The following is a 12,511-nucleotide window of genomic DNA, read 5'->3' on the forward strand; positions in this document are numbered from 1 at the left end:
GATGCGAAGCATAATACCTGCAAAGTTAAATAACCAACAGTCCTGCACCAGGACGTATCCCTTAATTGTGCATAGTCGCAACAGCATGCACAATTAAGGGATAGCCTTATTGAACACCCGGAGTGGTTGCGGGTGAGGAGGAACAATGAAAATTACCGTATTGGGATGCGGTGCCTTAGGGCAATTATGGCTTACAGCACTTTGCAAACAGGGTCACGACGTTCAGGGCTGGCTGCGCGTACCGCAACCTTATTGTAGTGTGAATCTGGTTGAGACAGATGGTTCGATATTTAACGAATCGCTGACCGCCAACGATCCCGATTTTCTCGCCACCAGCGATCTGCTCCTGGTGACGCTGAAAGCATGGCAGGTTTCCGATGCCGTCAAAAGCCTCGCGTCCACACTGCCTGTAACCACGCCAATACTGTTAATTCACAACGGCATGGGCACCATCGAAGAGTTGCAAAACATTCAGCAGCCATTACTGATGGGCACCACCACCCATGCCGCCCGCCGCGACGGCAATGTCATTATTCATGTGGCAAACGGTATCACGCATATTGGTCCGGCACGGCAACAGGACGGCGATTACAGTTATCTGGCGGATATTTTGCAAACCGTATTGCCTGACGTCGCGTGGCATAACAATATTCGCGCCGAGCTGTGGCGCAAGCTGGCAGTCAACTGTGTGATTAATCCACTGACCGCCACCTGGAATTGCCCGAATGGTGAATTACGTCATCATCCGCAAGAAATTATGCAGATATGCGAAGAAGTCGCGGCAGTGATCGAACGCGAAGGGCATCATACTTCAGCAGAAGATTTGCGTGATTACGTGATGCAGGTGATTGATGCCACAGCGGAAAATATCTCGTCGATGTTGCAGGATATCCGCGCGCTGCGCCACACCGAAATCGACTATATCAATGGTTTTCTCTTACGCCGCGCCCGCGCGCATGGGATTGCCGTACCGGAAAACACCCGCCTGTTTGAAATGGTAAAAAGAAAGGAGAGTGAATATGAGCGCATCGGCACTGGTTTGCCTCGCCCCTGGTAGTGAAGAGACTGAAGCCGTCACCACTATCGACCTCTTGGTTCGCGGCGGTATCAAAGTCACCACTGCCAGCGTCGCCAGCGATGGTAACCTGGCAATTACCTGCTCGCGCGGCGTAAAGATGCTGGCGGATGCGCCGCTGGTCGAAGTGGCTGATGGCGAATATGACGTGATTGTGCTGCCTGGTGGCATCAAAGGCGCAGAGTGTTTTCGCGATAGCACCCTGCTTGTTGAAACCGTTAAACAGTTCCACCGTTCCGGGCGTATCGTCGCGGCTATTTGCGCCGTGCCAGCCACCGTGCTGGTCCCGCACGATATCTTCCCGATTGGCAATATGACCGGCTTCCCGACGCTGAAAGACAAAATTCCCGCCGAACAATGGCAGGACAAGCGCGTCGTCTGGGATGCACGAGTAAAATTGCTGACCAGCCAGGGGCCGGGTACAGCTATCGACTTTGGTCTGAAAATTATCGACCTGCTGGTTGGCCGTGAAAAAGCCCATGAAGTGGCATCACAACTGGTGATGGCGGCAGGGATTTATAATTATTACGAGTAGTGTCGGATGCGGTAAACGTCGCATCCGACCAGATGCGACGTTACAACCACATATTACGGGCGATACACCTTCACATTGTTAAAGCCCTGCTCGCGCAGATAGAGCGCCTGCAGGCGGCTCATCACCCCGCGCTCACACCACAACAGCCAGGTTTTGCTCTGGTCGAGATCGCCAAATTTGGTGCTCAGTTTATAGAACGGCAGAGAAACCACATCAATCCCTTCGACTTTCAGTGGCTTATCTTCCTGTTCATCGATAGAACGGATATCGAGGATCACGTCGTTCGGGCCGAAGCCATTGACGGTTTCCACTTCCACCACTTCCTGCTCGGTCTGCTGGGCGATTTCGCGGATATCAACGTTATTCGCTTCCTCAACCACTTTATCGAGAATGCTGAAGTCAAACTTCTCTTCTTCCGCTTCAATCTTCGATTTAACCGCTTTCACCGTCGGGCTTTTGGAAATCACGCCGCAATATTCCGGCATCGTGCGGGCAAAGTCTTCGGTGCCAATCTGGCGAGCCAGGTTGATGATGTGCTCTTTGTCGTAAGAGATCAGCGGACGCAGGATCAGCGTGTCGGAGACGTTATCAATCAGGCGCAGGTTGGTCAGCGTCTGGCTGGACACCTGGCCGAGCGCTTCACCGGTAACCAGCGCCTGAACGCCGTAACGTTCTGCCACTTTGGACGCGGCACGCACCATCATACGTTTGAGGATAACGCCCATCTGACCGTCGTCGATTTTCTCGAGAATTTCCCCGACGACCGGTTCGAAATTAATAGCGACAAAACGCACGCGGTGGGAGCTGCCAAAGCGGTTCCACAGATAATGCGCTACCTGACGCACGCCAATTTCATGCGCCGCGCCGCCAAGGTTAAAGAAGCAGTAATGCACACGACATCCGCGACGCATCAACATATAACTGGAAACGCCGGAGTCGAAACCACCAGAAATGAGCGACAGCACATCTTCCTGGGTACCAATCGGGAAACCGCCAATACCTTCGTAGCGGCCTTTAATCAGCAGAAGACGATCGTCTTCCACTTCCAGATGGACAGTCACATCCGGATTGGTCAACTTCACGCGCGCGGATTCAATATGCTGATTTAAACCGCCGCCGACGTAACGCTCCACATCAATCGAGCTAAAATCATGTTTGCCACGGCGCTTCACGCGCACGCAGAAGGTTTTGCCTTCCAGCTGATCGCGATACTGAACCAACGCTTTCTCGAAAATATCGTGCATGTCGGTAAACGGCACGTCTTCGACTTCGAGAATATGGTGGATACCCGGAATACGGGTCAGGGCGTCGCGAATAGCCAGACGCTGGTTTTCATCTTTTGCGCGAACTTCGATGTTATCCCAGTGGCGGACGACAGCGAGCGTCTCATCATAGTGCTTTAAAACGTTACGAATGTTCCCGGTAAGGATTTTTATAAAGCGCAAGCGCACAGATTGGCTTTTGATGGTGATTTCCGGGAACAATTTAATGATAAACTTCATGGCGGCAATGGTTCGTTGGCAAGCCTTAAGCGACTTGTATAGGGAAAAATACAGCAGCCCACACCTGCGGCTGCATCCAGGCGCGGAAGTATACCACTAACATCGCTTTGCTGCGCACATCACCTTACCATTGCGCGTTATTTGCTATTTGCCCTGAGTCCGTTACCATGACGGGGCGAAAAATATTGAGAGTCAGACATTCATTATGCCGAAGAAAAATGAGGCGCCCGCCAGCTTTGAAAAGGCGCTGAGCGAGCTGGAACAGATTGTAACCCGTCTGGAAAGTGGCGACCTGCCGCTGGAAGAGGCGCTGAACGAGTTCGAACGCGGCGTGCAGCTGGCACGTCAGGGGCAGGCCAAATTACAACAAGCCGAACAGCGCGTACAAATTCTGCTGTCTGACAACGAAGACGCCTCTCTAACCCCTTTTACACCGGACAATGAGTAATGGACTTTCCGCAGCAACTCGAAGCCTGCGTTAAGCAGGCCAACCAGGCGCTGAGCCGTTTTATCGCCCCACTGCCCTTTCAGAACACTCCCGTGGTCGAAACCATGCAGTATGGCGCATTATTAGGTGGTAAGCGCCTGCGACCTTTCCTGGTTTATGCCACCGGTCATATGTTCGGCGTTAGCACAAACACGCTGGACGCACCCGCTGCCGCCGTTGAGTGTATCCACGCTTACTCATTAATTCATGATGATTTACCGGCGATGGATGATGACGATCTGCGTCGCGGTTTGCCGACCTGCCATGTGAAGTTTGGCGAAGCGAACGCGATTCTCGCTGGCGATGCTTTACAAACGCTGGCGTTCTCGATTTTAAGCGATGCTGATATGCCGGAAGTGTCGGATCGCGACAGAATTTCGATGATTTCTGAACTGGCGAGCGCCAGCGGTATTGCCGGAATGTGCGGTGGTCAGGCATTAGATTTAGACGCGGAAGGCAAACACGTACCTCTGGAGGCGCTTGAGCGTATTCATCGTCATAAAACCGGCGCATTGATTCGCGCCGCCGTTCGCCTTGGTGCATTAAGCGCCGGAGATAAAGGACGTCGTGCTCTGCCAGTACTCGACAAGTACGCAGAGAGCATCGGCCTTGCCTTCCAGGTTCAGGATGACATCCTGGATGTGGTGGGAGATACTGCAACGTTGGGAAAACGCCAGGGTGCCGACCAGCAACTTGGTAAAAGTACCTACCCTGCACTTCTGGGTCTTGAGCAAGCCCGGAAGAAAGCCCGGGATCTGATCGACGATGCCCGTCAGTCGCTGAAACAACTGGCTGAACAGTCACTCGATACCTCGGCACTGGAAGCGCTAGCGGACTACATCATCCAGCGTAATAAATAAACAATAAGTATTAATAGGCCCCTGATGAGTTTTGATATTGCCAAATACCCGACCCTGGCACTGGTCGACTCCACCCAGGAGTTACGACTGTTGCCGAAAGAGAGTTTACCGAAACTCTGCGACGAACTGCGCCGCTATTTACTCGACAGCGTGAGCCGTTCCAGCGGGCACTTCGCCTCCGGGCTGGGCACGGTCGAACTGACCGTGGCGCTGCACTATGTCTACAACACCCCGTTTGACCAATTGATTTGGGATGTGGGGCATCAGGCTTATCCGCATAAAATTTTGACCGGACGCCGCGACAAAATCGGCACCATCCGTCAGAAAGGCGGCCTGCACCCGTTCCCGTGGCGCGGCGAAAGCGAATATGACGTATTAAGCGTCGGGCATTCATCAACCTCCATCAGTGCCGGAATTGGTATTGCGGTTGCTGCCGAGAAAGAAGGCAAAAATCGCCGTACCGTCTGTGTCATTGGCGATGGCGCTATTACCGCGGGCATGGCGTTTGAAGCGATGAATCACGCGGGCGATATCCGTCCTGATATGCTGGTGGTTCTCAACGACAATGAAATGTCGATTTCCGAAAATGTTGGCGCGCTCAACAACCATCTGGCGCAACTGCTTTCCGGTAAGCTTTACTCTTCACTGCGCGAAGGCGGGAAAAAAGTTTTCTCTGGCGTGCCCCCCATTAAAGAGCTGCTCAAACGTACCGAAGAACATATTAAAGGCATGGTAGTGCCTGGCACGTTGTTTGAAGAGCTGGGCTTTAACTACATCGGCCCGGTGGACGGTCACGATGTGCTGGGGCTTATCACCACGCTGAAGAACATGCGCGACCTGAAAGGCCCGCAGTTCCTGCATATCATGACCAAAAAAGGTCGTGGTTATGAACCGGCAGAAAAAGATCCAATCACCTTCCACGCCGTACCTAAATTTGACCCCTCCAGCGGTTGCCTGCCGAAAAGCAGCGGCGGCCTGCCAAGCTATTCAAAAATTTTTGGCGACTGGTTGTGCGAAACCGCAGCAAAAGACAACAAGCTGATGGCGATTACCCCGGCGATGCGCGAAGGTTCTGGCATGGTCGAGTTTTCACGTAAATTCCCGGATCGCTACTTCGACGTGGCAATCGCCGAGCAACACGCAGTGACCTTTGCTGCGGGTCTGGCGATTGGTGGCTACAAACCCATTGTCGCGATCTACTCCACTTTCCTGCAACGCGCCTATGATCAGGTGCTGCATGACGTGGCGATACAAAAACTCCCGGTTCTGTTCGCCATTGACCGCGCGGGCATTGTTGGTGCTGACGGTCAAACCCACCAGGGCGCTTTTGATCTCTCTTACCTGCGCTGCATACCGGAAATGGTCATTATGACCCCGAGCGATGAAAACGAATGTCGCCAGATGCTCTATACCGGCTATCACTATAACGATGGCCCGTCAGCGGTACGCTACCCGCGTGGCAACGCGGTTGGCGTGGAACTGACGCCGCTGGAAAAACTGCCAATTGGCAAAGGCATTGTGAAGCGTCGTGGCGAGAAACTGGCGATCCTTAACTTTGGTACGCTGATGCCAGAAGCGGCGAAAGTCGCTGAATCGCTGAACGCTACGCTGGTCGATATGCGTTTTGTGAAACCGCTTGATGAAGCGTTAATTCTGGAAATAGCCGCCAGCCATGAAGCGCTGGTCACCGTAGAAGAAAACGCCATTATGGGCGGCGCAGGCAGCGGAGTGAACGAAGTGCTGATGGCCCATCGTAAACCAGTACCCGTGCTGAACATTGGCCTGCCTGACTTCTTTATTCCACAAGGAACACAGGAAGAAATGCGCGCCGAACTCGGCCTCGATGCCGCCGGTATGGAAGCCAAAATCAAGGCCTGGCTGGCATAATCCCTACTCCACTCCTGCTATGCTTAAGAAATTATTCATGGCAGGAGTGGCAGCATGCAATACAACCCCTTAGGAAAAACCGACCTTCGCGTTTCCCGACTTTGCCTCGGCTGTATGACCTTTGGCGAGCCAGATCGCGGTAATCACGCATGGACACTGCCGGAAGAAAGCAGCCGTCCCATCATTAAACGCGCGCTGGAAGGCGGCATAAATTTCTTTGATACCGCCAATAGCTATTCCGATGGCAGCAGCGAAGAGATCGTCGGTCGCGCACTGCGGGATTTCGCCCGTCGTGAAGACGTGGTCGTTGCGACCAAAGTGTTCCATCGCGTTGGTGATTTACCGGAAGGATTATCCCGTGCACAAATTTTGCGCTCTATCGACGACAGCCTGCGCCGTCTCGGCATGGATTATGTCGATATCCTGCAAATTCATCGCTGGGATTACAACACGCCGATCGAAGAGACGCTGGAAGCCCTCAACGACGTGGTAAAAGCCGGGAAAGCGCGTTATATCGGCGCGTCATCCATGCACGCTTCGCAGTTTGCTCAAGCACTGGAACTACAAAAACAGCACGGCTGGGCGCAGTTTGTCAGTATGCAGGATCACTACAATCTGATTTATCGTGAAGAAGAGCGCGAGATGCTGCCGCTGTGTTATCAGGAAGGCGTGGCGGTGATTCCATGGAGCCCGCTGGCGCGGGGCCGTCTGACGCGTCCTTGGGGAGAAACCACCGCACGGCTGGTGTCGGATGAAGTGGGGAAAAATCTCTACCAAGAAAGCGATGAAAATGACGCACAAATTGCAGAACGCTTAACGGGCGTCAGTGAAGAACTTGGTGCAACACGAGCACAAGTTGCGCTGGCCTGGTTGTTGAGTAAACCGGGCATTGCCGCACCGATTATCGGAACTTCGCGGGAAGAACAGCTTGATGAGCTGCTGAACGCGGTGGATATCACTTTAAAGCCGGAACAGATTGCTGAACTGGAAACGCCGTATAAACCGCATCCGGTAGTAGGATTTAAATAGGTATGCAGGCCTGATGAGACGTGACAAGCGTCACATCAGGCATCGGTGCACAACTACGACAGAATACCCAGCGGCCAGTGATGTCCAATAAAGTACAGGATGCCTGCGGAAATCACCCCGGCGACAATATCGTCAATCATGATCCCCATGCCGCCATGTACATTGCGATCAAACCAACGGATCGGCCACGGCTTCCACATATCCAGAATACGGAAAATCACAAACCCGGCGGCAACCCACTGCCAGTCATTGGTCGGCAGCGCCATGAGCGTGATCCACATACCGATAAATTCGTCCCAGACAATGCTGCCGTGATCGTGCACACCCATGTCTTTCGCCGTTTGATGACAAAGATACACGCCGATACAGATCCCCAGCATCACCACCAGCGAATAGAGCTGCCAGGGCAAAAAAGTCATCAGATACCAGAACGGAATCGCTGCCAGCGATCCCATCGTGCCAGGAACGATTGGGCTTAATCCACTTCCGAATCCGACAGCAAGCAGATGCCACGGATTACTCATCTTCAGGCGACTTTTCGCGACATCTTTATGGCGTGGCAAAATGGTCATATCCTTTCCAGTCTAACGTGACAGGTTCGCCGTCACGAATAAAACAAAGCCCTTCGATATCGGCGGTCATTTGCCCGATACAGGTAAACGGTACGCCCAGGTGTCCGAGAGCCACATCCAGCGCGCCACGGTTCAGTTCCGGCACAGTGAAACACAACTCGTAATCTTCACCGCCAGAGAGCGCCCAGCGCAACGCCTGTTCAGGTTCAACATGGCGAGAAAGCGCATCAGAAAACGGCAGCAATGCCAGGTCAATACGTGCGCCGCAGTCGCTGGCTTTCACGATATGCCCGAGATCGGAAATCAGACCGTCAGAGAGATCGATAGCTGAATTTGCCAGATCGCGCAGTGCCTGCCCCTGTAAAATACGCGGCGATGGACGGAGATGACGTTTGATCAAGTAGTCCGCATCTTTAGCATCGGCAACCTGCAAACGGTTTTGCAAAATCGCCAGCCCGGCGGCGCTATCGCCCGGTGTACCGGTCACATAGATCCAGTCACCCGGTTTCGCCCCAGCGCGCGTTAAGGCTCGTCCCATCGGAACAAAGCCGTGGATACCCAGCGTCATTGATAATGGCCCACGCGTGGTATCGCCGCCAATGAGTTGCATATCGTAATAATTGAGAAGATCAAACAAACTGTCGCTGAAGGACTCAAGCCACGCTTCGTCGACGTCCGGTAAGGTTAATGCCAGCGTCAGCCAGGCTGGATCGGCCCCCATCGCTGCCAGATCGCTTAGGTTCACCGCCAGTGCTTTATACGCCAGATCAGCAGGATCGATATCAGGGAGGAAGTGGTTGCCCGCCACCAGCGTATCAGTGCTGATCGCCAGGGTCTGCTTCTCGGGGATATTGAGAAGTGCGCAATCGTCGCCGATGCCCAGTTCGACATCAAGACGAGAACTTCTTACACGGTCAAAATAACGGGCAATCAGGGAGAACTCGCCACATGCCATACGTTATGCCTCAGCAGGTAAAAAAGAAAAGGCCGGCGATCGCGGAACGGTCTTCCGTGAATCTACCGGCCTGGATATCACTTTTTGTTAGGGCGAATCACAGGTGCTGCTTTATCGAGTACGCCGTTGACGAACTTATGGCTGTCTTCTGCGCCGAACGATTTCGCCAGTTCGATCGCTTCGTTAATGGCCACTTTGTATGGCACATCGCTACGTTTAGACAGCTCGTACAGCGCAATGCGCAGTACTGCTTTTTCTACCTGGCCCAGTTCTTCCAGCAGGCGGGACAGGTATGGCTTCATCAGTCCGTCGAGGTATGCGGTGTTAGTCGCCACCCCGGCCAGCAGCTCACGGAAGTACAGGACGTCAACGTCTTTTACATCCTGTTCAGCCAGGAACTGGTATTCAACATCAGCGATGTCGTTCTGGGACAACTGCCAGGAGTAGAGCGCCTGGACGGCACACTCACGAGCGCGGCGACGAGCAGCAGGTTTCACGGATTTCCCCTTACTAATTTCAGGCCTTGATGGCTTTCAATACATTAATCATTTCAAGCGCGGTCAGTGCAGCTTCTGCACCTTTGTTGCCAGCTTTGGTGCCAGCACGTTCGATCGCTTGTTCAATGCTTTCAGTGGTCAGAACACCAAAAGCAACCGGAATTTCGCTGTCCTGGGCAACATGCGCCAGGCCGTTGCTTGCACCACCAGCGACATATTCAAAGTGGGCAGTGCCACCACGAATAACCGTACCCAGCGCAATCACCGCGTCGTATTTACCGGTTTTAGCCAGTGCACCCGCCGCCAGCGGCAGCTCATAGGCACCAGGCACCCAAACAACGGTAATGTTTTCATCTTTTACCTGACCGATACGTTTCAGTGCGTCAATTGCACCTTCCAGCAGGCTGTCATTGATAAAGTTGTTGAAACGCGCGATGGTGATGGCGACGCGAGCGTCCGGGGTAGCAACGTTAGCTTCAATAATGTTCATTTTCTTCCTTCGGGTTCGAGTATGGCCCCGCAGGGGGGCGGATTTTAGCATAATATTTCGTGCTCTGCTTCCCTTTCGAGCCGGGAGATCATGCACCCACTAAATGCAGGCAAACATCCGGGCCTACATGACGTATCTCTTTGAATTTAAATTGGGGGGCGTCGGCTAATTTCTCAAGCCCTGGCAGCGAGCATAATCCACGGGCGTCGCTGCCTAATAGTTTAGGTGCGATATAGACAATCAGCTCATCGACTAACCCCGCCTGTAGCAATGCGCCAGCGAGCGTTGGCCCCGCTTCCACCCAGATGCTGTTAATTTGCTGTTTACCCAGTTGCATCATCAGTACAACCAGATCCAGATGACCTTTATGCTCTGGAATCAGCAAGGTACGCACCGTTTCCGGCCACTCACGAGAATCATCCTGAGTACGCGCGAACCAAGTTTCGCCGGGCTGCTGCACAATGCGATGTTCCGGCGTCACGCGATTTTGGCTATCAATCACAATACGTATCGGCTGACGGAGATTTTGTTGCGGATAGAGCGCCTGAGTTTGTTCATCCAGTTCAGACCAACGCACTGTTAAGGCTGGATCATCCGCCAGCACCGTGGCGCTGCTGGTTAAAATGGCATGACTTTGTGCGCGCAGTCGTTGTACGTCGCGCCGCGCCTGAGGCGAAGTGATCCACTGGCTTTCGCCGCTCGCCATCGCCGTGCGGCCATCAAGCGATGCGCCAAGTTTTAACTGAATATAAGGAAAGCCGGTGCGCATCCGCTTGAGAAAGCCTTTATTCAATTGCTCGGCTTCACTCATCATCAACCCGTGGCTGACGTCAATACCAGCCTGTTGTAGACGGTAAAGTCCACGCCCAGCGACCTGCGGATTGGGGTCTTGCATTGCAGCAACCACGCGCGCCACGCCCGCAGCAATTAATGCATCACAACACGGTGGCGTACGACCATGATGGCTACAGGGTTCGAGTGTGACATACGCCGTTGCGCCTTTGGCTTTTTCGCCGGCCATGCGCAACGCGTGTACCTCGGCATGCGGTTCACCCGCTCGTTGATGGTAACCTTCACCGACAGTTTCGCCATCTTTGACAATGACGCACCCGACATTCGGGTTGGGATGCGTGGTAAAACGTCCTCGTTGCGCCAGCTTTAGCGCCCGCGCCATGTAATACTCGTCCTGCACGGCTTAGTCCTCCAGGCGCGCGATCTCTTCGCCAAATTCTTTGATATCTTCGAAACTGCGGTAGACAGAGGCAAAACGGATATAGGCGACTTTATCGAGCTTTTTCAATTGCTCCATCACCAGATTGCCAATCATCTTGCTCGGCACTTCGCGCTCACCGGTGGCGCGCAGCTGCGATTTTATATGATTGATTGCCATTTCGACGTCATCGGAACTCACCGGACGTTTTTCCAGCGCCCGCAGCATTCCGCTACGTAATTTCTCTTCATTAAACGGTTCACGCACGTCGTTGCTTTTTACAACACGCGGCATAACCAGCTCCGCCACTTCAAAGGTGGTGAAACGTTCATTACACACCAGACACTGCCGACGGCGGCGTACGGATGAACCCTCGCCCACGAGACGAGAGTCAATTACCTTAGTGTCCACGGCGAAACAGAATGGGCAATGCATACGGCGTCCTGACCAGGTGGTTAACAGAAATCTATTTTACCCTGAACTGACGATACAACAAAGGCGCAACGCTTTTGAGATAAAGGATCGATGCTTTCACTGCTTTTACCCTCTACCATTAGGCTAATTGCGACGAGAAAGGGACGACCTATGAATACTAACGTTTTTCGACTGCTCCTGCTGGGAAGCCTGTTCAGCCTTAGCGCCTGTGTGCAGCAAAGCGAAGTGCGGCAGATGAAACACAGCGTCAGCACACTGAACCAGGAGATGACGCAACTCATTGACATCCTCCACGCCCTGAAGGACGTGGATCCCTGCTACGTTCAGGCTGTCGCCTGAATCATTTCGGTGGGTTCCTGCTTCAACGGGCGGCCTGACTGCACCATCCCTCCACAGGCAAGAACGGCGTGCCCCGCCGCTAAAATGTTACGAGCGCCATTTACATCGGCGTTCGCTGTATATCCACATACCTGGCATCTGAATTGACTTTGTGACAGGCGATTTTCTTTCGCTGTATGACCACAGCACGTGCAACGCTGGCTTGTGTACGCTGGCGGAACAGCAAGCACCTGACCGCCACGCCAGAGCTGCTTGTACTCAAGCTGGCGGCGCATTTCATACCAGCCCTGATCCAGTACCGAACGGTTTAAACCTGATTTTGCCCGGACATTGCGTCCCGGCTGGCTGACCGTACCCGCTGCTGACTTTGACATGTTGCTGACCTTCAAATCCTCAATGACTATCATTGCGTGGTTTTTGCTGACGGTCGTTGTGACTTTGTGAAGGTAGTCCCTGCGGATATTTGCGATACGGGAATGCAGTCGCTGTATTTTGCGTTTCTGCTTCTGCCAGTTATTGCTGAATTCGACCTTGCGGCTTAACTGTCGCTGAAGTCTCGCCAGCGTCTTCTGGTTTTTCTGAAAACTGTTTACAGGCTCAAAGACTGTGCCATCTGACAGCGTGGCGAGTTTAGCCAC

The 12,511-nt window shown here is 53.3% G+C and carries 14 protein-coding genes and 1 pseudogene; 7 read left to right on the top strand and 8 right to left on the bottom strand.

Features of this window, described 5'->3' with window-relative positions; all coding sequences use genetic code 11:
• The first annotated feature begins 145 nt into the window (after positions 1-145).
• On the top strand, positions 146-1,057 hold the full coding sequence (gene panE / locus ACJHYW_RS15630; protein WP_000705841.1) for a 2-dehydropantoate 2-reductase: 912 nt from the start codon (positions 146-148) through the stop codon (positions 1,055-1,057).
• On the top strand, positions 1,020-1,610 hold the full coding sequence (gene yajL / locus ACJHYW_RS15635) for a protein deglycase YajL (protein WP_001276320.1): 591 nt from the start codon (positions 1,020-1,022) through the stop codon (positions 1,608-1,610). Before panE ends, yajL begins: the two co-directional genes overlap by 38 nt.
• Positions 1,611-1,663: 53 nt before the next feature.
• Here yajL and thiI read toward each other — a convergent pair whose 3' ends face one another.
• Entirely contained in the window at positions 1,664-3,112 is a 1,449-nt protein-coding gene (thiI, locus tag ACJHYW_RS15640) for a tRNA uracil 4-sulfurtransferase ThiI (RefSeq protein WP_000668665.1), read from the bottom strand.
• 205 nt (positions 3,113-3,317) lie between these two features.
• On the opposite strand from thiI, the gene xseB reads away from it, so the two are divergent.
• From xseB to yajO, 4 genes are read left to right on the top strand one after another with little or no spacing between them, the layout of a single operon-like run.
• Entirely contained in the window at positions 3,318-3,560 is a 243-nt protein-coding gene (gene xseB, locus ACJHYW_RS15645; RefSeq protein WP_001124935.1) for an exodeoxyribonuclease VII small subunit, read from the top strand.
• A complete protein-coding gene (ispA, locus tag ACJHYW_RS15650) occupies positions 3,560-4,459 on the top strand; it encodes a (2E,6E)-farnesyl diphosphate synthase (RefSeq protein ID WP_000347223.1) in 900 nt (299 codons plus the stop codon). The genes xseB and ispA overlap by 1 nt, the downstream gene beginning before the upstream one ends.
• Before the next feature lie 24 nt (positions 4,460-4,483).
• Entirely contained in the window at positions 4,484-6,346 is a 1,863-nt protein-coding gene (gene dxs, locus ACJHYW_RS15655) for a 1-deoxy-D-xylulose-5-phosphate synthase (protein ID WP_000006810.1), read from the top strand.
• Between the two features lie 54 nt (positions 6,347-6,400).
• Positions 6,401-7,375 carry a 1-deoxyxylulose-5-phosphate synthase YajO gene (gene yajO, locus ACJHYW_RS15660; RefSeq protein WP_001199804.1) on the top strand — a complete coding sequence of 325 codons (975 nt, stop codon included), beginning with the start codon at positions 6,401-6,403 and terminating at the stop codon, positions 7,373-7,375.
• Between the two features lie 53 nt (positions 7,376-7,428).
• On the opposite strand, the gene pgpA is transcribed toward yajO, so the two are convergent.
• The 6 genes from pgpA to nrdR form a co-directional block, all read right to left on the bottom strand.
• On the bottom strand, positions 7,429-7,947 hold the full coding sequence (pgpA, locus tag ACJHYW_RS15665; RefSeq protein ID WP_000154044.1) for a phosphatidylglycerophosphatase A: 519 nt from the start codon (positions 7,945-7,947) through the stop codon (positions 7,429-7,431).
• Positions 7,925-8,902: a thiamine-phosphate kinase gene (thiL, locus tag ACJHYW_RS15670; RefSeq protein WP_000742096.1), complete on the bottom strand. Its 978-nt coding sequence runs from the start codon at positions 8,900-8,902 to the stop codon at positions 7,925-7,927. The genes pgpA and thiL overlap by 23 nt, the downstream gene beginning before the upstream one ends.
• Before the next feature lie 77 nt (positions 8,903-8,979).
• Entirely contained in the window at positions 8,980-9,399 is a 420-nt protein-coding gene (gene nusB / locus ACJHYW_RS15675) for a transcription antitermination factor NusB (protein ID WP_000801125.1), read from the bottom strand.
• A 19-nt stretch (positions 9,400-9,418) separates the two neighbouring features.
• On the bottom strand, positions 9,419-9,889 hold the full coding sequence (gene ribE / locus ACJHYW_RS15680) for a 6,7-dimethyl-8-ribityllumazine synthase (protein ID WP_001021161.1): 471 nt from the start codon (positions 9,887-9,889) through the stop codon (positions 9,419-9,421).
• A gap of 88 nt (positions 9,890-9,977) precedes the next feature.
• Positions 9,978-11,081 carry a bifunctional diaminohydroxyphosphoribosylaminopyrimidine deaminase/5-amino-6-(5-phosphoribosylamino)uracil reductase RibD gene (gene ribD / locus ACJHYW_RS15685; RefSeq protein ID WP_001150488.1) on the bottom strand — a complete coding sequence of 368 codons (1,104 nt, stop codon included), beginning with the start codon at positions 11,079-11,081 and terminating at the stop codon, positions 9,978-9,980.
• Between the two features lie 3 nt (positions 11,082-11,084).
• Positions 11,085-11,534: a transcriptional regulator NrdR gene (gene nrdR, locus ACJHYW_RS15690; protein ID WP_000543535.1), complete on the bottom strand. Its 450-nt coding sequence runs from the start codon at positions 11,532-11,534 to the stop codon at positions 11,085-11,087.
• Positions 11,535-11,684: 150 nt separating this feature from the next.
• Between nrdR and ACJHYW_RS15695 the strand changes: the two are divergent.
• A pseudogene (locus ACJHYW_RS15695) lies at positions 11,685-11,813 on the top strand (DUF3251 domain-containing protein); the annotation flags it as partial.
• Positions 11,814-11,857: 44 nt separating this feature from the next.
• Here ACJHYW_RS15695 and ACJHYW_RS15700 read toward each other — a convergent pair.
• A partial coding sequence (locus ACJHYW_RS15700; RefSeq protein WP_410233367.1) for an RNA-guided endonuclease InsQ/TnpB family protein occupies positions 11,858-12,511 on the bottom strand: 654 nt, incomplete at its 5' end.

It is taken from the genome of Escherichia sp. WS3063, assembly GCF_046486595.1.
Classification (GTDB): domain Bacteria; phylum Pseudomonadota; class Gammaproteobacteria; order Enterobacterales; family Enterobacteriaceae; genus Escherichia; species Escherichia coli.

What these genes read in the sequence shown, in the direction of transcription:
- ispA (WP_000347223.1), top strand. Translation starts at nt 3,560, where the DNA reads ATGGACTTTCCGCAGCAACTCGAAGCCTGCGTTAAGCAGGCCAACCAG.
- xseB (WP_001124935.1), top strand. Translation starts at nt 3,318, where the DNA reads ATGCCGAAGAAAAATGAGGCGCCCGCCAGCTTTGAAAAGGCGCTGAGC.
- thiI (WP_000668665.1), bottom strand. Translation starts at nt 3,112, where the DNA reads ATGAAGTTTATCATTAAATTGTTCCCGGAAATCACCATCAAAAGCCAA.
- yajO (WP_001199804.1), top strand. Translation starts at nt 6,401, where the DNA reads ATGCAATACAACCCCTTAGGAAAAACCGACCTTCGCGTTTCCCGACTT.
- dxs (WP_000006810.1), top strand. Translation starts at nt 4,484, where the DNA reads ATGAGTTTTGATATTGCCAAATACCCGACCCTGGCACTGGTCGACTCC.
- nrdR (WP_000543535.1), bottom strand. Translation starts at nt 11,534, where the DNA reads ATGCATTGCCCATTCTGTTTCGCCGTGGACACTAAGGTAATTGACTCT.
- ribE (WP_001021161.1), bottom strand. Translation starts at nt 9,889, where the DNA reads ATGAACATTATTGAAGCTAACGTTGCTACCCCGGACGCTCGCGTCGCC.
- yajL (WP_001276320.1), top strand. Translation starts at nt 1,020, where the DNA reads ATGAGCGCATCGGCACTGGTTTGCCTCGCCCCTGGTAGTGAAGAGACT.
- thiL (WP_000742096.1), bottom strand. Translation starts at nt 8,902, where the DNA reads ATGGCATGTGGCGAGTTCTCCCTGATTGCCCGTTATTTTGACCGTGTA.
- pgpA (WP_000154044.1), bottom strand. Translation starts at nt 7,947, where the DNA reads ATGACCATTTTGCCACGCCATAAAGATGTCGCGAAAAGTCGCCTGAAG.
- panE (WP_000705841.1), top strand. Translation starts at nt 146, where the DNA reads ATGAAAATTACCGTATTGGGATGCGGTGCCTTAGGGCAATTATGGCTT.